Raw genomic sequence first — 21,139 nt, 5'->3', positions numbered from 1 at the left:
AGCCCATGATCGGCATGAGGCGTCGCGCGTGGACGCGCTGGGAGGTGATGGTCCCGCCGGTGGCGGCCGTGGTGCTGGCGGCCACGTGGGGACGGCCGCCGGACTCGGGCCTGGTGGTGGCGGCCGTGGCGCTGGCGCTGGTCGGCGCGGTCGTGGCGGCCGTGCACCACGCCGAGGTCGTCGCCCACCGGGTGGGCGAGCCGTTCGGCACGCTGATCCTGGCGATCGCGGTGACCGTGATCGAGGTCGGGCTCATCGTGATGCTGATGACCTCCGGCGGCCCGGAGGCCGGCTCCCTGGCCAGGGACACCGTCTTCGCCGCCTTCATGATCGTCTGCAACGGCGTGGTGGGGCTGTGCCTGCTGGCCGGGGCGCTGCGGCACCGCGTGGTGGAGTTCAAGGTCGAGGGCGTCACCGCGGCGCTGGCCACGCTCAGCGCGGTGGCCACGATGTCGCTGGTGCTGCCGTCCTTCACCACCTCCTCGCCGGGCCCGACCTTCTCGCCGCCCCAGCTGGCCTTCGCCGGGATCGCCTCGCTCACCCTCTACGCCGTCTTCGTGTTCATGCAGACGGTACGGCACCGCGACTACTTCCTCCCGCCGGGCGCCGACGGCGAGGAGGTCCACGCCGCGCCGCCGAGCGCCCGGCAGTCCTGGACCAGCCTCGGCCTGCTGCTGGTCTGCCTGGTCGGCGTCGTCGGCCTCGCCAAGACCGCCTCGCCCGCCATCGAACAGGCCGTGGCCGCCGCCGGGGCGCCCCGCGCCGTCGTGGGGGTGGCCATCGCGATGCTCGTGCTGCTGCCGGAGACGGCGGCAGCCGTACGGGCCGCCCGCAGGAACCGGGTCCAGACCAGCTTCAACCTGGCGCTGGGCTCGGCCCTGGCCAGCATCGGGCTGACCATCCCGGCGATCGCCCTGGCCTCGCGGTGGCTGGAGGGGCCGCTGACGCTCGGGCTGGGCCCCAAGGAGATGGTGCTGCTCGCGCTGACCGTGGTGGTCACCACGCTGACGGTCGCGCCCGGCCGGGCCACGCTCATGCAGGGCACCGTCCACCTGACGATTTTCGGCGCCTTCCTTTTCCTGGCCGTCACACCATAGCGCCATACGTAACACGCCGTTCACACATGGGCAAAAAGGCGGAAATGGCTCACTGGCAACCTCGGCGTGGCTGGAAAACGCGCTGAAAGGACCGCCGTGAGCTACAAGGCTGAGTACATCTGGATCGACGGCACCGAGCCCACGGCTCTGCTGCGCTCGAAGACGAAGATCGTCGCCGATGGCGAGCAGCCGCCGGTGTGGGGCTTCGACGGCTCCAGCACCAACCAGGCCGAGGGCCACTCCTCCGACCGTGTGCTCCGCCCGGTGTTCACCTGCCCCGACCCCATCAGGGGCGGCGACAACGTGCTCGTGCTGTGCGAGGTCGAGGAGATCGACGGCGAGCCGCACAAGAGCAACACCCGGGCCCTGGCCCGCGAGGTGGCCGAGCGCTTCGCCGATCAGGAGCCGTGGTTCGGCATCGAGCAGGAGTACACCTTCTTCAAGGGCAGCCGCCCGCTCGGCTTCCCCGAGGGCGGCTTCCCCGCCCCGCAGGGCCACTACTACTGCGGCGTGGGCGCCGAGGCCGCCTTCGGCCGCGAGATCGTCGAGCTGCACCTGGACCGCTGCCTGGCCGCCGGGCTGAAGATCTCCGGCATCAACGCCGAGGTCATGCCCGGCCAGTGGGAGTTCCAGATCGGCCCGGCCGGCCCGATCGAGGTCGCCGACCACGTGTGGGTCGCCCGCTGGCTGCTCTACCGCACCGCCGAGGAGTTCGGCGTCGAGGCCACCCTCGACCCCAAGCCCGCCCGCGGCGACTGGAACGGCGCCGGCGCGCACACCAACTTCTCCACCAAGGCGATGCGCGAGAACTACGACGCCATCATCGCCGCCTGCGAGGCGCTGGGCGAGGGCGACAAGCCGCTGGAGCACGTCCGCAACTACGGCGCCGACATCGAGTCCCGCCTCACCGGCCACCACGAGACCGCCCCGTGGAACGAGTACAGCTACGGCGTGTCCAACCGCGGCGCCTCGGTCCGCATCCCGTGGCAGGTCGAGAAGGAGCGCAAGGGCTACATCGAGGACCGTCGCCCGAACGCGAACATGGACCCCTACGTGGTGACCCGCCTCCTCGTCGACACCGTGTGCACGGCGCTGGAGAAGAAGGGCCTGGCCTGACCGTCACCTGACGCGCGGGACCCCGCCGGTGGCCGGCGGGGTCCTCGCCGTTTGCGGCGCTCAGCCGTTCACAGGCGGAAGTCCAGGTCCGGCACGATCTCGGCGACGTCCATCTGGGCCTTCTGCAGGCGGCCGGAGTGGTCCCAGTTCATCGCCTGCCAGCGGGTGAACTGCTCCAGCACCCACATGCCGGACTGGCGGCTGCCGTTGCCCGACTTGCCGTTGCCGCCGAAGGGCAGGTGCGCCTCGGCGCCGCTGGTGGAGTTGTTCACCGACACCATGCCGGCCGAGATCCCCTCGCGGAAGCGGAAGGCCGACTTGGGGTCAGTGGTGTAGATGGAGCTGGACAGGCCGTAGCCGGGCAGGTTGGCCAGCTCCAGGGCCTCATCCAGGGTCTGGAAGGTCGTCACGCCCACGAGCGGGCCGAACGTCTCCTCCATGAACAGCCGGTCGCCGGGCCGGACGCCGTCGACCACGACCGGGTGGTAGTACAGGCCGCCCTCGCCGTCGAAGTCGTGGCGCGGGTTGTCCTCGGTGATGCGCCCCGTCCTGCCCGACACGACCCGGTGGTGCGGCTCGATCCAGGTGAGGAACTCCTCGAACCGGTCGGCGAACTTCTGGTCCAGCAGCGGCCCGGCCAGCACGTCGCCCGTCGGGTCGCCGATCCTGGCCTCCTCCAGCGCCCGGGTGAAGCGCCGCAGGAACTCCTCGTGCACGTCCCGGTGCACGATCAGCGTGCCCAGGCTCGTGCAGCGCTGCCCCGCCGTGCCGAAGCCGGAGAACAGCGCCCCCTCCACGGCCAGGTCGAGGTCGGCGTCCGGCATGATCACCATCGGGTTCTTGCCGCCCAGCTCCAGGCACGGCGACTGCAGGTGGCGCCCGCACAGCTCGCCGATCCTGCGGCCGACCTCGCTGGAGCCGGTGAAGCCGACCTTGTGCACCGTGCCCTCGCCCAGCGCCTTGTCCAGCCCCTCGAAGGTGGCCGCGCCGTCGGCGAAGACGATGTTGAGCACGCCGTCGGGCAGCCCGGCCCTGGCGAACAGCTGGTAGAGCGCGTGCGCCGAGGCGGCGGAGTACTCGGCCGGCTTCCACACCACCGCGTTGCCGCACAGCAGCGCGGGCACCAGATACCAGCTCGGCACCGCCACCGGGAAGTTCCCCGCGGTGATCACGGCGGCCACCCCGACGGGGTTGCGGAAGGTGAACAGGTTCTTGTCGGGCATCTCCGACGGCACGGTCTGGCCGTACAGCCTGCGCCCCTCGCCCAGGAAGAAGTCGCAGGTGTCGACGATCTCCCGCACCTCGCCCAGCGCCTCGCCGTACGGCTTGCCGATCTCCTGCGTCACCAGCCTGGCCAGCGTCTCGGCGTTGGCCTCCACCAGGCGCCCGATCGAGGCGATCACGCGCCCCCTGACCGGCGCGGGCACCTTGGCCCACTCCCGCTGGGCGTCCCTGGCGGTACGGCAGGCCGCCGCGAACGTCTCGGCGTCGGCCAGCCCGACCGTGGCGACCGTCTCGGTCAGGCGTGCGGGGTTGAGCGACTCGTAGGTGGACGTGCTGGGGGCGTCCTTGCCCCCGACGACGGAAACGATATGGCGGGCCACCGCGACCTCCTTGTAGTTCCTTCGCCTAGCCAATCATTCCGTCGAAAAATCTGTGAAGTCGAACCCCGGGGAGACGATGCAGGAGACGAGCACCTCCTGGTCCGCTGCCGGTTTCGCGGACTGGCGGACGCCGCCGGGGACGAGCGCCTGGGGGACGTGACCGCGCTCGACGTCGGGGCCGAGGGTGATCGTCTGCTCGCCGATGGTGAGGTGGAGCGGGCCGCCGCGGTGCCACAGCCACAGCTCGTCGGAGCGGACGGTGTGGGGGATGGACTGCTCGCCGGGGAGGAGGAGGTAGTAGATGGCGGTGGCGCTCGACCGCTCGCCGGGGTAGCCGGTGGGGGTGAAGGTGTGGGGGCTGCGGTAGGTCTCGCGGTACCAGCCGCCTTCGGGGTGGGGGAGGAGGTCGAGGGCTTCGGCAAGGGGTGGTCGGGTCATGAGGGCATGTTAGATCCGCTCGATCTTGGTGGTCGGGTGCAGAAGGTGCTCGTTGCGGACCTGCTGACCGCGCGTGACGGTGATCACGAGGTTCCGGCAGTTCGCGAGAGGAGCCAGGTCGAGATCTTCCCGTGCGCCTATGAGGTCCAGGTGCTTGAGCTGTGGCAGCTGCCCGGCAGGCGAGAGATCCTCGATCTCCGTGCAGCCATTGAGGTTGAGCAAGGTGAGTTCGCGAAGGCGGGCGATCGGCGTCAGGTCGCTGATGGGGAGGCGCCTCAGCCACAGGCGTTGGAGGGAGGTCAGCCCGTTCAGGAAGGTGAGATTTCTCAGATTCGGGTTGTCGAATAGGCCGAAGCCGTGGAGCGGGAGACGGTGAAGCTGATCGAGGTCGGGCAGATCCATGGCGCCGATGTGGAGACGCCACAAAGACGGACAGGCCGCGGCGAGTGCCGTGATGCCGCCGATCAGCTCGCCGAAGTCCTTGAGTCGCAGGGAGCTCAGGCGGTTCATATCCGTGAAGAGTCCTGGGTCGAGTCCCTGTCCGCTACCCATGAGCTCGAGAACGTGCAGCGAGCGTCGTCGCGTGAGGGGGCGGAGGTCCGGCCCTGGATGGCGGGGGAGGGGGAGGGCAAGATGCGTCAGCCGTGGCAGGCCGTCGAGGAACGACAGATCGCCTGAATGATGGACATCGTCGAGGACCAGCGTCTCGAGCAGTTGAAGCTCTCCCAGAGGATCCAGGGGCAGCGGAGGGCGGGTACCGGAGCCGACATGCGATTCGTCCGCCCTGGTGTCATAGACGACCAAGCTCCGAAGCTCGGGCAGTCCCGCGACGAACCCCAGATCGGTGATCGGCTCTTCCGCCACGACGCTCAGGCCCTTGAGCCGTGGCAGTTGCCGTAGACCGCGCAGAAGACGCAGGTCGCGAACGGTGATGTCCTGCTCGGGCGGCATCCCCGCCAGCACCTCGCGTGCGTAGCCTTCGGCGTCGAAGTAGTTCCAGCCTTCCACCACCTCGTCGAGCACGCGCTGGCGCCGGTCGGAGCTGTAGTGAGACAGCTTGGCCATCGCCTCGGGTCCGTTGACCAGCCACGCCGTCCTGACAGTCAGCGACGCCTGCCGTAGGGGCAGACCGGACAGGTCGTCGGGCAGCCGCCGCAGCACCTCCCAGCCGACGGCCGCCAGGAGCTGAGTCTCCGCCTCGTTGCGCGGCGGGATGACCTCGGCCAGGCACGCTTCCAGGCGGTCGCGCAGCTCCACCGGCATCTCCTGGATGGTCTCCAGGCACGACGCGATCAGCAGCTTGATCCGACGCGCGTGCCTTCCCTTCTGATCGGCCCGATCCAGCAGTCCGCGCAGCAGCTCCCTGCGCAGCCGTCCCGTGGCGTGCCCGGCCACCATGATCACGACTTCGCGCCACTGGTCGAGATGCGCCCGTTCCACCGCGACCTCGACGTCCTCGTCCTCGACCAGTTGCCCGGCCGCCAGGTACTCCTGCACGGTCTTGTGCACGAAGTCGATCCGCCCGGGCACCGGCTCCCTGAGCACGCCGCTGCGCGTCAGCAGATGCTCCATCACCTGCTCGGCGGAGTACGGCATCCGCGTCATCGCGGCGAGCTTGTCCTCGATCCGCTTCATGGCCGTCTGCTTCGACATCTCCGAGCGGCCCATCGAAACCAGCCGCCAAGCCAGCTCCCGCAGGATCCACACCTTCTGCTCCGGCTCCAGCGTGATCTCCGCCTGGATGCCCCGCTCCACGTCGCGGCGCTCCAGCAGCATGGACAGCACCGCCTCGTACAAGCCCATCCGGTTGCGCGGCAACTGCCTGCGCTGGTCGAGGTTCAGCGCGCACAGCATCGCCGCGAGCAGCGGCGTCGCGGCGAGCAGGCGCAGGTGCGGGTTGCTTTCCATGCGCGCCAGCAAAGCCCGCTCGTAGGACTCCAGCTCGTCCGCCGTGCACGGCAGCGATGGGCAGCCGCGCATCGCCTCGTGCCACTGGCGTACCAGCTCCCGCAGGTCGCCCGGCGTCATCGGCTCCAGCAGCGCCGTCTCGAAACCTTCGTTGACGAGCCAGCGGGCATCGGCGGCCGCCGGCCGGGAGGTGACCACGACACGCATCGACGGGTACGCGGCGAGCAGGCGCGACAACCACTGCCGCACCGCCGTACGGTGCCCGGCCACGAGCTCGTCCACGCCGTCCACGAGCAACAGCCCGCGCCCGCAGGCCAGCACGCGCTCCACCCAGCCGCGCGGCATGCTCCCGGCCACGGCCCCGGCGACGTCGTGGAGGAACCGCTCCGGCTCGGGGAAGCGCCCGCCGCCGTGGCTCCGCAGCTTGATCACGAACGGCACGGACCCGTCCCAGTCCGCCAGGTCGCCGGAGAACCGGCCCCGGGCGGCGGTGACGGCGAGCCAGCGCAGCAGCGTGCTCTTCCCCGATCCCGCCTCGCCACGGACCAGCGTGCGGACCGAACGGCCCAGCGCGGCCTCCACCCGCATGGCGCCCGCGGACGGCCGGTCCGGCTCGGTGAGCGAGGCCGGCGGCAGGCGGTCCAGCTCACGCGGTCGGCGCGAGGCGGTGGTGGAGGCGCTGAGGCTGATGTAGGCGACGCTGAGTGAGGTGGTCGGGCGATAGTTCTCCAGCCGCACCCCGAACAGCTCCACCTCGTCCAGCACCTGGCTGACGTGGGTGAGGTAGCGGTGCTCGAAGGCCGCGTCGTCCTGGGCGCCCTCGGGCGCGTCCAGCGTGCGCACGGGGACCCGCTCCAGCAGCCGCTCGACCTGGTCGGCCAGCCCGGACAGGCGGCCCAGGGTCTCGGCGGCGGCGCGGGGCGCGAACTGCGGCAGGTGCCTGATCATGCGCACCACGCACTCGACCGACTCGGCCAGCAGCACCTCGTACAGGCGATCCTCGGCCTCGCCCAGGCGCGGCGCGGGAAGCGCGCTCATGACGCGCTCGGCGACCTTGACCGGGTCGGCGTCGTCGGCCATGAGCGCCTCATCCGACAGGTCGGCCCGCTGGACCGCGGCGACCACCTCCAGGAGTACGGCGGCGCGCGCAGGCTCGTCCAGGCCGCGGAACTCCTGCTCCACCAGCACGCGCAGCCGGTCCTCGACCGCCATGGCGATGCCCTGGACCTGGTGCTCGAACCTGCGCCTGGCCACCTGGTCCCGGAAGGAGCCCTTGATCAGCTCCTTCAGGTCGGCGTTCCGCTCCTCCCGCGCCGTCTTGCCGGCCAGCCACACGCCCACCGCGCGCTGGGCGATCGCGCGCCCCGCGCTCAGCAGGGCCGTCTCCATCGTCGGCATGAGGCGATCATCGCGCATGCATCCGGCAAGCCGTATCCAATCCGAGATATCGGGCGCCCCCAAGAGCCGGGAAAGTGTCGGGCGGGGTGGCTAGTGTGCCGCACGTGATCGTGACCGTGTACAAGCCGCAGACCCTGGGCTCCCACCCTGGGGACAGGCGGGAGCGGCGCTGGCTTAACATGATCAAGCCATATCATGCTAAGCGTGCCCCAGACCGTGAAGCGGGCCTACAAGTACCGCTTCTACCCCACCCCCGAACAAGCGCGGCTGCTGGCCCGCACATTCGGGTGCGTGCGGCTGGTCTGGAACAAAGCCCTGGCCGAGCGGAATCGCCGCTACAAGGACGAGGGCGTCTCGACCTCGTATGTGGACACGGCCAAGTGGCTCACCGCATGGAAGCAGGACCCCGACCTGGAGTTCCTGCGCGAGGTGTCGAACGTGCCGCTCCAACAGGCGCTTCGGCAACAGCAGGTGGCGTTCAACAACTTCTTCGCCAAGCGTGCCCGCTATCCCCGGTTCAAGTCCAAGCACAGGTCGCGGGCATCGGCCACCTTCCAGAACAACGCGTTTTCGTTCCGGGATGGCGTGCTCAGGTTGGCGAAGATGGACGCGCCGCTGGACATCCGCTGGTCGCGTCCATTGCCCGAGGGCGCCCAACCGTCCACGGTGACGGTGTCGAGGGACGCGGCCGGGCGGTGGTTCGTGTCGATCCTGGTCGAGGAAAAGATCGCTCCGCTGCCGCCCGTGGACCGGTCGGTCGGGGTGGACGCCGGGATCACAGCCCTGGTCACGCTGTCCACAGGGGAGAAGATCTCCAACCCGCGTCACGAGCGGGCCGACCGGCGCAAGTTGGCCAAAGCACAGCGGGCGCTGGCGCGCAAGCAGCAAGGCTCGGCCAACCGAGCCAAAGCCCGGCGGAAGGTCGCCCGGATTTACGCCCGGATCGCCGACCGGCGCCGGGACTTCCTGCACAAGGTCACCACTCGATTGGTGCGCGAAAACCAAACGCTCTGCATCGAGAATCTGACCGCGCGGAATATGGTCCGCAACCACTTCCTGGCCCGCGCTGTCTCGGATGCGGCCTGGTACGAGATGCGGTCCATGCTGACCTACAAGGCCGCCTGGTACGGCCGCGCCCTGGTAGTGGTGGACCGCTGGTTCCCCTCTTCCAAGCTGTGCTCGGCGCATGGTTGCGGCCACATCCACGAGCCGATACCGCTGAACGTCCGATCGTGGACCTGCCCCGCCTGCGGGACGGTGCACGACCGGGACGTGAACGCGGCACGCAACATCCTCGCGGCCGGGCTGGCCGAGAGGTAAAACGCCTGCGGAGGGCTGGTAAGACCGGCCTCGGAGGCTTCCGGGGAGGCACGGCCCGATGAAACAGGAACACCGACCTGGCGACGGGTTGGAGTCCCCCGCCTTCCGGCGTGGGGAGGAAGTCAACGAAAGGTGGAGCCGAGACCAGGTGCTCGCCCTCGCCCCCGACGCCTCCTCCCAGAAGGCCGCCCAAGGCGTGGCCTCGCCCGCCAAGTGGCAGGTGCGGGGCGTGAGCGAGCAGGTGCTCTTCGGGGAGTGCAAGGGCAGCGGCGCCAAGCCGTACCAGGCGTGTGTGGACCTGTCCGAGCCCGCCTACCGGTGCAGCTGCCCGAGCCGCAAGATCCCGTGCAAGCACGTTCTGGGCCTGTTGCTGCTGTGGTCGGCCGACGGGGTCCAGGAGGCCGCGCCGCCCGTGTGGGTGACCGAGTGGACGGTCCAGCGGGCCGAGCGGGCCGCCAAGGCGGCGGCCAAGCTGGAGGCGGCCCGCGCCAAGGCCGGGCAAGAGGCGGCGCAGAAGGCCGGGCGGGAGGCAAGCGGCACCGAGGGCGACGCGGAGGGCGACGCGGGGAGCGCGGGCGCGGCCGGCGGGCCGTCCACTTCAGGGAGCGGCGGCGCGGAGGGCGCCCGGCGGGCCCGGGTCGCGGCCGGGCTGGCCGACCTGGAGCTGTGGCTGGCCGACCAGGTGCGTCACGGCCTGGCCGGGGCCGACGCGGCGGAGTGGGAGGGGCTGGCCAAGCGGCTGGTCGACGCGCAGGCGCCAGGGGTGGCGGGCCTGGTCGGGCGGCTGCCGTGGGTCCGCGGCGAGGCCGAGTGGCCGGGGCGGCTGCTGGCGGAGTACTCCCTGCTGCACCTGCTGGCCGTGGCGTACCGCAGGCTGGAGGAGCTGCCGCCCGAGCTGGCCCAGACGGTGATGCAGCGCGTGGGCTTCACGGTCGGCCGCGAGGAGGTGCTGAGCGGGCCGCCGGTGCGCGACGAGTGGGACGTGCTCGGCATGCGAGACGAGCCGCAGGAGCGGCTCACCACGCGCCGGGTGTGGCTGCGGGGGCGGCGGACGGGCCGGGCGGCGCTGGTGCTGTCCTTCGCCCCGCCCGGCCAGCCGCTCGACGCCTCGCTCGTCACGGGCACGACCGTCGACGCCGACCTGGTGTTCTACCCGGGCGCGGCGCCGCTGCGGGCGCTCGTCGCCGTGCGCCACGGCGTGCGGCCGCTGGACCGCGAGCCGCCCGGGCTCACGGTGGAGGAGGCGCTGGCGGAGGTGGCCTCGGCGGTCGCGGCCGACCCGTGGACCGAGTCGTGGCCGCTGGTGCTGGCCGGAGTGGTGCCGCGGCGCGCGGCCGTCGGCGGGCTGCCGCTCCATCACCGTCACCGCGACCCGTGGCGGCTGCTGGCCGTCTCCGGCGGCCACCCCGTGACGGTGGCCGCCGAGTGGACGCCCCAGGGGCTGCGCCCGCTGACGACCTGGGACGAGGAAGGGCAGACGGTGATCCTGTGAACACCTGGGAGGACCTGGTCTCCACGGCGCTCGTCGGCACCGACCGCCGGCCGTACGAAGGGGATCTGCTGGGTGACGCGGCCGTGGAGGTCGTACGGCGGCGCGCGGGACAGCGGCCCGGCACGGAGGAGACGGAGGAGCCCGCGCAGGAGCGGGCGGCGCCCGAGGAGCGGCCGGCCGTGGGCAGGCGGGCGGCTGGCCGGCTGGGCCGCATCCTGGGCGGCGAGCACGCCAGGCTGCTGCCCGAATGGCTGCGGCTGGCCGCCGAGGCGGGGCGTCGGGTGTCGCCGCACCTGCTGCCCGAGCTGCTCGACCGCGGCGCCAGGGACAGCTCCCTGCGCGCCTGCCTGGGCGTGCTGGCCGGGCAGCGCGGCAGGTGGCTGGCCGCGCGCAATCCGGCCTGGGCCTACCTGCTCGACGAGCCCACCGGCGAGACCTGGGAGCTGGGCGGCCCGGCCGACCGCCGCGCCTACCTGCGCACGCTGCGGGAGCGCGATCCGGCCGAGGCCAGGCGGCTGCTGGAGGAGTCGTGGGAGCGCGAGGCGCCCGACGACCGGGCCGCCTTCCTGGAGGTGCTGGAGCTCGGCCTGTCCATGGACGACGAGCCGTTCCTGGAGGCCGCACTCGACGACCGCAGGCGGGAGGTGCGCCAGCAGGCGGCCAACCTGCTCACCCGGCTGCCGGAGTCGAGGCTCGCGCGCCGGATGGCCGAGCGCGCCGCCCGCTGCGTGACCGTGGGCAGGAACGAGATCGTCGTGATCCCGCTGCTGGAATGCGACAAGGCCATGGAGCGCGACGGCGTCCGGGCCAAGCCCCCGGCGGGCACGGGGGAGCGGGCGTGGTGGCTGCAGCAGCTGGTCGCCCGCACGCCGCTGTCGTTCTGGACCCACCCGCCGGCCGAGCTGCTGGCCAGGAAGATCCCCGACTGGGACGCCGAGGTCAAGATGGGCTGGGTGCGGGCGGCGATCCTGCAGCGCGACGCGCAGTGGGCGCGGGCCATGTTCGAGTGGGACCCGATCGCCGACCTGCTCGTGGCGCTGCCCGCCTGGGAGCAGCAGGCGCTGGCGGCCGAGTTCACCGACCGCCGCGACCTCGACAGCCAGCTGATCATGGTGCTGGGCGGGGTCGCGGCCCCGTGGCAGGCCGGGCTGGCGACAGCCGTACTGAACAAGATCGTGAGGGTGGCGGGCAGCCAGCCGTGGAATCTGGGCGAGCTGTCCAGGCTGGCCGGCGAGCGCATCGACCCCTCGCTGCACCGCCTGGCCGAGCGGGCCTCGCCGGAGCCGGCCGTGCAGGAGGTCGCCGCCCTGTTGCGCTTCCGCGCCGAGATGAGAGAGGAACTGACGTGACCACAGTTTTGCGGCCGCACGCGGAACAGCAGTACGCCGAGGAGCTGGCGCTGCTGGCCAAGGAGGACGACCGGCCGCGGCCGCCGGGCTGGAAGCTGTCGCCGTGGGCGGTGACCACCTACATCCTGGGCGACGGGGAGCGGATCACGCCGAAGTACGTCGGCGCGCGGCGCATCGTCGAGGTGGCCGTGGCGACGCTGGCCACCGACCGGGCGCTGCTGCTGCTGGGCGTGCCCGGCACGGCCAAGACCTGGCTGTCGGAGCACCTGGCCGCCGCCGTCAGCGGCGACTCGACGCTGCTGGTGCAGGGTACGGCCGGCACCGCCGAGGAGGCGATCCGCTACGGCTGGAACTACGCGCGCCTGCTGGCCGAGGGGCCCTCGCAGGAGGCGCTGACGCCGAGCCCGATCATGCGGGCGATGGCCGAGGGCCGCATCGCCCGCGTGGAGGAGCTCACCCGCATGCCCTCCGACGTGCAGGACGCGCTGATCACCGTGCTGTCGGAGAAGACGCTGCCCATCCCCGAGCTGAACGTCGAGGTGCAGGCGCAGCGCGGGTTCAACGTGATCGCGACGGCCAACGACCGCGACCGCGGCGTCAACGAGCTGTCCAGCGCGTTGCGCCGCCGCTTCAACACGGTCGTGCTGCCGGTCCCGGCCACGGCCGAGGAGGAGGTCGACATCGTCGCCCGCCGCGTGGCGCAGCTGGGCACCGCGCTGCAGCTGCCGGAGACCACCACCGGCCTGGCCGAGATCCGCCGTGTCGTCACGGTCTTCCGCGAGCTGCGGGGCGGCATGACCGAGGACGGCCGCACCAAGCTGAAGTCGCCCAGCGGCACGCTGTCGACGGCCGAGGCGATCTCCGTGGTGACCAACGGCATCGCGCTGGCGGCCCACTTCGGCGACGGGGTGCTGCGGCCCTCCGACGTGGCGGCCGGGATCGTCGGCGCGGTGGTGCAGGAGCCGGTCTCCGACCGCGTGGTGTGGCGGGAGTATCTGGAGACCGTGGTCCGCGAGCGGGCCGACTGGCGCGACTTCTACCGCGCCTGCCGCGAGGTGTCATGAGCGTCGTCCATGTGCTGGGGGTGCGGCACCACGGGCCGGGCTCGGCGCGGGCCGTGCGCGCCGAGCTGGAGCGCCTGCGGCCGGACGTGATCCTCATCGAGGGCCCGCCCGAGGCCGACGCGCTGGTGTCGCCGCTGCCGGAGCTGGAGCCGCCCGTGGCGCTGCTGGCCCACGTGCCGGGCGACCCGTCGCGGGCGGCGTTCTGGCCGTTCGCCGCGTTCTCGCCGGAGTGGCAGGCCGTCGCGTACGGCGCGGCCCGCGGCGTCCCGGTCCGCTTCTGCGACCTGCCCGCGGCGCACGCGCTGGCCGAGCCGGCCGCGGAGCCCGATGACGCGCTGCGCGTCGACCCCATCGCCAGCCTGGCGGAGGCCGCCGGGTACGACGACCCCGAGCGCTGGTGGGAGGACGTCGTCGAGCACCGCGGCGACACCCCGTTCGAGGTGATCGCCGAGGCCATGGCGGCGGTGCGCGACGGTCACGAGCCGGACGAGCGGGAGGCGCGCCGCGAGGCGTACATGCGCAAGACCGTCCGTGCGGCGGTCAAGGAGGGCTTTGAGACCGTCGCGGTGGTCTGCGGCGCCTGGCACGTGCCCGCGCTGCCCGCGGGCGGGTCCTGGCAGGGCCTGCCGTCCGCCTCGGCCGACACCGCCCTGCTGCGCGGCGCGCCCAAGGTCAAGGTGGAGATCACCTGGGTGCCGTGGACGTACGGGCGGCTGGCCTCCTGGAGCGGCTACGGCGCGGGCGTCACCTCCCCGGGCTGGTACCACCACCTGTTCGCCGCCCCCGACCGCCCGGTCGAGCGCTGGCTGGCCCAGGCCGCCGGCGTGCTGCGCGAGGAGGGCCTGGCCGTCTCCTCGGCCCACGTCATCGAGGCCGTACGGCTCGCGCACGGCCTGGCCCTGCTGCGCGGCCGGCCCCTCGCCGGGCTGGGGGAGGTCACCGAGGCGGCCAGGGCGGTGCTGTGCGAGGGCGACGACCTGCCGCTGGAGCTCATCCAGCGCCGCATGGTGGTCGGCGACCGGATGGGGCACGTCGGCGACGGCGTGCCCATGGTCCCGCTCCAGCGCGACCTGCGCGAGCAGCAGCGGCGGCTGCGGCTGCGCCCGGAGGCGCTGGAGCGCGAGCTCGACCTGGACCTGCGCAAGCCGCTGGACCTCGAACGCAGCCACCTGCTGCACCGGCTGCGGCTGCTGGGCGTCGACTGGGGCACCGTGCGGGAGGCGCGGGGGCGCGGCACGTTCAGGGAGAGCTGGATGCTCGGCTGGCGGCCGGAGTTCGACCTGCGGCTCATCGAGGCGGCGGCGCTGGGCACGACGGTGGTGGCGGCGGCCACCCAGCACGCCCGCGACCTGGCCGCCGGCGGCGCGTCGCTGGCGGACCTGACGGGGCTGGTGGAGCAGTGCCTGCTCGCCGAGCTGCCCGGCGCCCTGCCGGGCGTGCTCGACGCGCTGTCGGCCAAGGCGGCGCTCGACACCGACGTCACGCACCTCATGGCCGCCCTGCCAGCCATGGTGCGGGCCCAGCGTTACGGCGACGTTCGCGGCACCCCGGCCGAGGGGCTGGCGGCGATCGTCGGCTCGATGCTCGACCGCATCTGCGTGGGGCTGCCCGTGGCGGTGTCCGGGCTCGACGACGAGGCGGCGGCCGCGCTGCTCAAGCACGTCGACGGCGTGCACGCGGCGGTCGCCCTGCTCGGCCCCGGCGCCTCGCCCGAGCCCGGCGCCTCGCCCGAGCCCGGCGCCTCGCCCGGGCCCGATGCCGAGGAGCCGAGCCCGGCCAGCCGCTGGCTGGTGACGCTGCGCGGCGTCTGCGACCGGCAGGACCTGCACGGCCTCATCGAGGGCAGGCTGACCAGGATCCTGCTCGACGCCGGAGAGCTCGACGACGCCGACGCCCGGATGGCCAGGGCGACCTCGCGCGGCCATCCCCCGGCCAGGGCGGCGGCCTGGATCGAGGGGTTCCTGTCCGGCGGCGGCCTGCTGCTGGTGCACGACCCCCGGCTGCTGGGCCTGGTCGACGGCTGGCTCACCGGCTTGGGCGGCGAGCAGTTCACCGAGGTGCTGCCGCTGCTGCGCCGTACCTTCGGCACGTTCGCCGCGCCCGAGCGGCGGGCGATCGGGCAGCGGGTCAAGGGCGAGCTGCGGGCCGGCCACGAGGAGACCGAGATCGACGAGGGCAGGGCGGCGCCGGCCGTCCGGGCCGTGCTGGCCATCCTGGGGAGGGGCGATGGATGAGCGGCTGCGCCGCTGGCGGCTGGTGCTGGGCGGCGGGGAGGCCGACGGCACCGGGGTCGGCCTGGCCGGGGCCGACCTGCGGATGGACGGCGCGCTGGAGGCGCTCTACGGCGACGGTGGCCAGGGCGAGGAGCGCCGCGGCGGGCTGGGGGCCTCCGCGCCCAGGGTGGCCCGCTGGCTGGGCGACATCCGCGGCTACTTCCCGGCGACGGTCGTGCAGGTGATGCAGAAGGACGCCATCGAGCGGCTCAACCTGACCCGGCTGCTGCTGGAGCCGGAGATGCTGGAGGCGGTCGAGCCCGACGTGCACCTGGTGGGCACGCTGCTGTCGCTCAACAACGTGCTGCCGGACCAGGCCCGCGAGTCGGCCCGGGCGGTGGTGCGCAAGGTCGTGGAGGAGCTGGAGCGCAGGCTCAAGCACAAGACGCGCGCCGCCGTCGCCGGGGCGCTGGACCGGTCGGCGCGCACGCACCGGCCCCGGCGGGTGGCCGACATCGACTGGAACCGCACCATCCGGGCGAACCTGAAGAACTACCTGCCTGACCACAACACGGTGGTCCCGGAGCGGCTCATCGGCTACGCCCGGCGGCAGCGGGCGGTCCAGCGGGAGGTCGTGCTGTGCATCGACCAGAGCGGGTCGATGGCCGCCTCGGTGGTGTACTCCGGCGTGTTCGGCGCCGTCCTGGCCTCCATGCGGTCGCTGAAGACCTCGCTGGTGGTGTTCGACACCGCCGTGGTCGACCTCACCGACCAGCTGCACGACCCGGTGGAGCTGCTGTTCGGCACCCAGCTGGGCGGCGGCACCGACATCAACCGGGCCATCGCGTACTGCCAGGGCCTCATCACCCGCCCCACCGACTCGATCTTCATCCTCATCAGCGACCTGTACGAGGGCGGGATCAGGGAGGAGATGCTGCGCCGGGTGGCGTCGATGACGCAGTCCGGCGTGCAGGTGATCGTGCTGCTCGCGCTGTCGGACGAGGGCGCGCCCTTCTACGACCACGACAACGCGGCGGCGCTGGCGGCGATGGGCGTGCCGGCCTTCGCCTGCACGCCCGACGCCTTCCCCGACCTGATGGCGGCCGCCATCGAGCGGCGCGACATCAACCGGTGGGTGGAACTGCAGAAACGGTAGGCGGAGGTCAGTGCGCTGAGGCCTCCGGGCGGGCCTTGCGGGGCAGCAGGAAGCTCAGCAGGAAGGTCACGCCCAGCAGCGCGATCTCCACGCCGATCACCGCCAGCAGGGCGTCGCCGAAGCTCCACCGCGCCTTCAGCAGGTTGAACAGCACGGTGAGCAGGACGGCGGCGCCCAGGGCGCTGCCGAGCTGCTGGACGGCGGTCAGCGTGCCGGAGGCCGAGCCCGACTCGTTCTCGTCCACCCCGGCCAGGATGATGTCGAAGAACGGCGCCATGGTCAGGCCCATGCCGATGCCCACCAGGGCCAGGCCGGGGGCGAGCTGCCAGGGGCCGACGTCGAGCCCGGCGAGGTGGACGGTCAGGCCGAGCACGACCGCGCCGGCCGCCATGACGCCGGTGCCGATCTGCAGCAGGCCGCGGCCCAGCTTCTCCTGGACGGCCATGGCCAGGCCGAAGCCCGCCACGCCGCCGATCGCCTGGGGCAGGCTGGTCAGGCCGGCCTTCAGCGGGCTGAAGCCGAGCCCTTCCTGCATGTAGAGCATGAAGACCAGCGACAGGCCGATCATGCCGGTGAAGAAGGCGAGCCCGGCGACCAGGCCGCTGGTGAAGGCGCGCTTGCGGAACAGGCTGGGCGTCACCAGCGGGTCGCGCCCGGCGGCGGCGCGGCGGGACTCGTAGCGGCCGAAGAGCGCGAACATGACGATCGAGGCGGCCATCGAGACGAACGCCCAGGCCGGCCAGTCCTGCTCGCGGCCCTGGATGAGCGGGAAGATCAGCAGGAACGCGGCGGCGGAGACCAGCAGCATGCCGGCCACGTCGAGCCGGGTGGCGTCGGAGGCGCGGTTGTCGGGCAGCAGCTTGATCGCCGCCAGGACGGCGGCCAGGCCGATCGGCAGGTTGATCAGGAAGATCATGCGCCAGCCGAGACCGAACAGGTCGGCCTGGACCAGCCAGCCGGCCAGCACCGGGCCGCCGACGGAGGAGATGGTCATCACGGGGCCGAAGGCGCCGAACGCCTTGCCGATCTCCTCGGGCGGGAAGATGTCCTTGATCAGCCCCAGGCCCTGGGGCAGCATCAGCGCGCCGAACAGGCCCTGCAGCACGCGGGCGGCGATCAGCATCTCGGGGCTGACGGCCAGGCCGCACATCAGCGAGGCCAGGGTGAAGCCGGCCGCGCCGATGACGAACATGCGCTTGCGGCCGTACAGGTCGCCGAGGCGGCCGCCGGTGATCAGCCCGACGGCCATGGCGAGCGTGTAGCCGGCCACGAGCCACTGGAGCATGCCGGCCGAGCCGCCGAGGTCCTTCATGATCGAGGGCCCGGCGATCTGGGTGATGAGGGCGTCGAGGAGGTCCATGACCTCTCCGGCGAGGATGACGAACAGGGCGGCCCAGCGCCACCTGTACGGCTGGGCGGCCGGTGGCGCGGAGTGCGACACGGCAGTCATGGGACTCCTTCGGCGAACAGTGTTCGTTAGCGAACACCGTTTTATTAGCGAACGCTGTTCGTGTCAAGTACAGTGTTCGCATGGAGAGAAGTGAGGCGGCGGGCGTGCCGGCGCCGCCGTGGCGCAAGCCCCGCAAGCCGGCGGCTCCGCGGCGCCAGCTCAGCCAGGAGCTCATCATCGAGACCGGGCTGCGGATCCTCGACGAGGAGGGCCTGGACGCGCTGACCATGCGGCGGGTGGCCCAGGAGCTCGACACCGGCCCGGCGTCGCTGTACGCGCACGTGGCGAACAAGGAAGAGCTGATCGAGCTCATCTACGAAAAGGTGATCGAGGAGGTCCGGCTGCCCGAGGACGCCGGCGCGCCCTGGCAGGACCGGCTGCGCGCCCTGGCCTGGGAGTCGCGCCGGGTGCTGACCGCCCACGCCGACATCGCCCGGGCGGCGCTGGCGAACGTCCCCACGGGGCCCAACTCGCTCCGCCTGGCGGAGTACATGTTCAAGCTCCTCATCGAGGCGGGTCTGACGCCCAAGGCGGCGTCCCTGGCGATGGACCGGCTGTCCCTCTACATCGCGGGCGACACCTTCGAGGGGTCCCTGCACTTCGCCCGGCAGCGGGCGAGCGGGTGGTCGGTGGAGGAGTACCTGCGGGAGTACTTCGGGCAGGTGGAGACGTATCTGCGGCAGCTGCCGCCCGACCGTTTCCCGACGATCGCGGCACACGTCGACGATCTGCTCGAGGGCGGTGACGAGGAGCGGTTCGACTTCGGGCTCGACCTGATCATCGCGGGGATCGAGGCGCGGCTGCGGCCCTCCCGCTGAAGGGGGCGGCGGGTGCGCGCGCTGGGGGTTCGTCCCGGCACGCCGTACCCTGGGGAGGAACCGGTCACATAGGGGGACACATGCCGCGAGTGCGTGAGCTGGAGGTCTTCCGCGTCGTCCTGCCGTACGGCAGGCGCGTGGAGAGCCTGCTCGTGAAGCTCACCGACCACGGGGGGATGACGGGCTGGGGAGAGCTGGTCGACCCGCCGGAGGCCCCGCTGGAGCCCGCCAAGCGCCTCGTCGGCATGGACTGGGAGCACCCCGACTCCGTGCCGACCGGCCACGGGGCGGTGGACATGGCCTGCTGGGACCTGTGGACCCGGATGCGCGGCGTGCCCCTGGCCCACGCGCTCGGCGGGAGCCGTACCTCTCTGGTGGCCACGGTACGGCTGGGCCCCGACGTCTCGCCCGACAGCCTCGTCTCCCGCGTCAACCAGGTGGTGTGCGGCGGCTACACCCACGTGACGCTCGACATCCGGCCCGGCTGGGACGTCGAGCCCGTGCGTGCCGTACGGCAGGCGTTCCCGGCGCTGACGCTGGCCGTGGACGGCGGCGGCGCCTACGCCTCCGAGACGCAGCTCGTCGCCCTCGACGCCTACGGGGTCGAGGTGATCGAGCGGCCCTTCGACGTCGCCGACGTGCGCGCCCACGCCTCGCTGCAGGACCAGGTGGCCGCGGCCGTCGCCGTCGAGGTGCACTCCACGGCCGCGCTGGACGACTACCTCACCCTGCGCGCCGCCCGGGCGCTGCGCCTGCGCCCGGCCGCCTTCTCCTCCCTCAGCGACGCGCGCCGGGCGCACGACCGGGTGCGGGCGGCCGGGTGGGACATCGTGTGTGCCGGGGGCCGGGGGACCGGCCTGGCCAGGGCGGCGGCAGTGGCGGTGGCGAGCCTGCCCGGCTGCACGCTGCCGTGCGACGTCACCCAGCCGCCCCGCCACGCCCAGATCGTCACGCCCGCGGTCGGCGCCACCGGCGGTGTGGTGGCCGTGCCGTACACCCAGCCGGGGCTGGGCCACGACATCGACGAGTCGAGGGTGCGGCGCCTGGCCAAGGAGTCGATCCGCGTCTGAGACGGGCGCGGGCCTAGGAGGGCTTGCCGCACCCGTCGGACAGGTCCTTGGCCGCCGCAGGGCTGCCGGTGGGGCTGCCGGTCGGGCTGTGCCCGGGGCTCGCCGACCGCGACGGGGGCGCGGAAGGGGACGCGGAAGGGGACACTGACGGGGACGCGGACGGCGCGGGTGTCGGCGTGCCCATCGCCATGACGGGGGTGCGGGCCTCGGAGTCCCTGATCGCCTTGGCCGTGACGGCGCGGATCTTGTCCCAGTCGGGGTCGTAGGTCTTGATCAGCGGCGGCACGAACTGGACGCTGGTGACCTTGGCGCTCTTGACCTTCAGCGCGAGCGGCACCAGGTGCTCCAGCCAGGGCCGCGGGATGTCGGTCCTGACCAGCTCCCGGGTGGCCCGCGCCACCTGCGTGAACCGCGTCAGCACCGTCGCCGGGTCGGCCTGCTCCAGCAGCGCGCCGATCACGCACCGCTGGCGGCGCATGCGGGTGAAGTCGTCGCTGTTGGTGCGGGAGCGGGCGTACCACATCGCGTCGGCGCCCTTCAGGCGGCGGGTGCCGGCCTTGACCAGGCCCTCGTTGTACTTGCCGAAGATCACGTCCTCCTCGACGGTGAGGACCACGCCGCCGATGGCGTCGATCAGCCGGGCGAAGCCCCACATGTTGACCAGCACGTACCAGTCGATGTCCAGGCCGAGCGTGTAGCCGATGGTGTCCATGAGCACGGCCGGGCCCTGGTTCCTGCGCCCGCCGAAGATCTCCGGGTGGGCGTCGGAGTACTCCCAGACGCTGTTGAGCAGGTCGCTGCGGCCCCCCAGGCCGTCGGGCGGCAGGCTGAAGCCGTTGGGGAAGCGCTTGGCCATGGGGGTGCCGGGACGGAAGCGGACGTACTCGAGGTTGCGCGGCAGGCTCAGCAGCACGGTGTTGCCGGTCTTCACGTGCACGCTGGCCACGTGCATGCTGTCGGTGCGCACGCCGGGCCGGTGGTCGTCGGCGTCGCCGCCCAGCAGGAGGATGTTGACGCGCTCGCGCCCCTCCCACGGGTCCTCGCGCTTGATGGGCGCCATGTCCTCGGGCGGGGCGCCGAAGAGCTCCCCCAGCGTGTCGTTGGAGACCCACAGCGACTGCGTCGTCACGGCGAACGGCACGAGCACCACCACGGCGAGCAGCCCGGCCAGCGAACCGGTGACGATCTGCGCGGTCTGCGGCAGCCGTCCCGGCCTGAGCACGATGAAGGAGTGGACGACGAGCGCGAACCAGCCCACGCCGAGCAGGGCGGCGGCCACGGTGGCGGCGGTCAGCCAGGTGCTGTCGGCCGACAGCGTGCCCGCCAGGTCGACGCCCTGCGCCAGCACCAGCGCGAGCAGCGCTAACACGCCGACGGCGTAGCAGATCAGCAGGGCGAGGCCGGTCCGGCGCCAGCCGGCGCGAAGATGGGCGGCTCCGGGGGCCACCACCGACAGGAGGGTCCAGCCCAGGACTCCTCCCGCGCTCACCGGTTCCGTTCTGCGCCCCACGTCACCCCTGCTTCCCCGATTGGTCTACGGTAGGCCGTTTTGGATCAGGAGCCTACGGACAGCCTCCGAAATATGGCTTAAGGGGAGAGTTAACATCCGGCGAACGCCGCCGCCCGCACACGATAGCCGACCGTCG

Annotated in this window: 15 protein-coding genes; 10 read left to right on the top strand and 5 right to left on the bottom strand. The window is 72.4% G+C overall.

Annotated features, from left to right (window positions below; translation table 11 throughout):
• Window positions 1-5: 5 nt before the first annotated feature.
• Both BSB02_RS19735 and glnII read left to right on the top strand, forming a co-directional pair.
• Window positions 6-1,097, top strand: a complete 1,092-nt coding sequence (locus BSB02_RS19735; RefSeq protein ID WP_084960476.1) for a calcium:cation antiporter — start codon at window positions 6-8, stop codon at window positions 1,095-1,097.
• A gap of 96 nt (window positions 1,098-1,193) precedes the next feature.
• Entirely contained in the window at window positions 1,194-2,213 is a 1,020-nt protein-coding gene (gene glnII / locus BSB02_RS19730; RefSeq protein ID WP_084960475.1) for a glutamine synthetase, read from the top strand.
• A 68-nt stretch (window positions 2,214-2,281) separates the two neighbouring features.
• Here the strand turns inward: glnII and BSB02_RS19725 are convergent, their stop codons facing one another.
• From BSB02_RS19725 to BSB02_RS19715, 3 genes are read right to left on the bottom strand one after another with little or no spacing between them, the layout of a single operon-like run.
• A complete protein-coding gene (locus tag BSB02_RS19725) occupies window positions 2,282-3,817 on the bottom strand; it encodes an aldehyde dehydrogenase family protein (RefSeq protein WP_084960474.1) in 1,536 nt (511 codons plus the stop codon).
• Between the two features lie 33 nt (window positions 3,818-3,850).
• The gene (locus tag BSB02_RS19720) at window positions 3,851-4,255 is read right to left on the bottom strand and encodes a cupin domain-containing protein (RefSeq protein ID WP_084960473.1); all 405 of its coding nucleotides are present in this window, start codon (window positions 4,253-4,255) and stop codon (window positions 3,851-3,853) included.
• Between the two features lie 9 nt (window positions 4,256-4,264).
• Entirely contained in the window at window positions 4,265-7,561 is a 3,297-nt protein-coding gene (locus BSB02_RS19715; RefSeq protein WP_084960472.1) for an NACHT N-terminal Helical domain 1-containing protein, read from the bottom strand.
• A 204-nt stretch (window positions 7,562-7,765) separates the two neighbouring features.
• Between BSB02_RS19715 and BSB02_RS19710 the strand changes: the two genes are divergently transcribed.
• The 6 genes from BSB02_RS19710 (at window position 7,766) to BSB02_RS19685 (ending at window position 16,155) form a co-directional block, all read left to right on the top strand.
• Complete coding sequence (locus BSB02_RS19710; RefSeq protein ID WP_084960471.1) at window positions 7,766-8,881, top strand: RNA-guided endonuclease InsQ/TnpB family protein; 1,116 nt, start codon at window positions 7,766-7,768, stop codon at window positions 8,879-8,881.
• Window positions 8,882-9,029: 148 nt separating this feature from the next.
• Window positions 9,030-10,373: an SWIM zinc finger family protein gene (locus BSB02_RS19705; RefSeq protein WP_240506525.1), complete on the top strand. Its 1,344-nt coding sequence runs from the start codon at window positions 9,030-9,032 to the stop codon at window positions 10,371-10,373.
• Window positions 10,370-11,722, top strand: a complete 1,353-nt coding sequence (locus BSB02_RS19700) for a DUF5691 domain-containing protein (protein ID WP_240506524.1) — start codon at window positions 10,370-10,372, stop codon at window positions 11,720-11,722. Before BSB02_RS19705 ends, BSB02_RS19700 begins: the two co-directional genes overlap by 4 nt.
• Window positions 11,719-12,786, top strand: coding sequence for an ATP-binding protein (locus BSB02_RS19695; protein WP_084960469.1), 1,068 nt, complete (start codon window positions 11,719-11,721; stop codon window positions 12,784-12,786). The genes BSB02_RS19700 and BSB02_RS19695 overlap by 4 nt, the downstream gene beginning before the upstream one ends.
• Window positions 12,783-15,020 carry a DUF5682 family protein gene (locus BSB02_RS19690; protein WP_084960468.1) on the top strand — a complete coding sequence of 746 codons (2,238 nt, stop codon included), beginning with the start codon at window positions 12,783-12,785 and terminating at the stop codon, window positions 15,018-15,020. Before BSB02_RS19695 ends, BSB02_RS19690 begins: the two co-directional genes overlap by 4 nt.
• Window positions 15,013-16,155 (top strand): VWA domain-containing protein, encoded by a 1,143-nt coding sequence (locus BSB02_RS19685; RefSeq protein WP_084960467.1) that lies wholly within the window; start codon window positions 15,013-15,015, stop codon window positions 16,153-16,155. The genes BSB02_RS19690 and BSB02_RS19685 overlap by 8 nt, the downstream gene beginning before the upstream one ends.
• A 7-nt stretch (window positions 16,156-16,162) precedes the next feature.
• Here the strand turns inward: BSB02_RS19685 and BSB02_RS19680 are convergent, their stop codons facing one another.
• The gene (locus BSB02_RS19680; protein WP_084960466.1) at window positions 16,163-17,605 is read right to left on the bottom strand and encodes an MFS transporter; all 1,443 of its coding nucleotides are present in this window, start codon (window positions 17,603-17,605) and stop codon (window positions 16,163-16,165) included.
• An 80-nt stretch (window positions 17,606-17,685) separates the two neighbouring features.
• Between BSB02_RS19680 and BSB02_RS19675 the strand changes: the two genes are divergently transcribed.
• Both BSB02_RS19675 and BSB02_RS19670 read left to right on the top strand, forming a co-directional pair.
• The gene (locus tag BSB02_RS19675) at window positions 17,686-18,423 is read left to right on the top strand and encodes a TetR/AcrR family transcriptional regulator C-terminal domain-containing protein (RefSeq protein WP_084960465.1); all 738 of its coding nucleotides are present in this window, start codon (window positions 17,686-17,688) and stop codon (window positions 18,421-18,423) included.
• Between the two features lie 80 nt (window positions 18,424-18,503).
• Window positions 18,504-19,493: an enolase C-terminal domain-like protein gene (locus BSB02_RS19670; protein ID WP_084960464.1), complete on the top strand. Its 990-nt coding sequence runs from the start codon at window positions 18,504-18,506 to the stop codon at window positions 19,491-19,493.
• A 13-nt stretch (window positions 19,494-19,506) separates the two neighbouring features.
• Here BSB02_RS19670 and BSB02_RS19665 read toward each other — a convergent pair whose 3' ends face one another.
• Entirely contained in the window at window positions 19,507-21,003 is a 1,497-nt protein-coding gene (locus BSB02_RS19665) for an LCP family protein (RefSeq protein WP_240506523.1), read from the bottom strand.
• Window positions 21,004-21,139 lie beyond the last annotated feature (136 nt).

Origin of the sequence: Thermoactinospora rubra, assembly GCF_002093975.1 — a bacterium.
In the GTDB taxonomy this organism is placed as follows: Bacteria; Actinomycetota; Actinomycetes; order Streptosporangiales; family Streptosporangiaceae; genus Nonomuraea; species Nonomuraea rubra_A.
The sequence above is the reverse complement of the archived record's forward strand: the minus strand, read 5'-3'. Positions and strand labels throughout refer to the sequence as shown.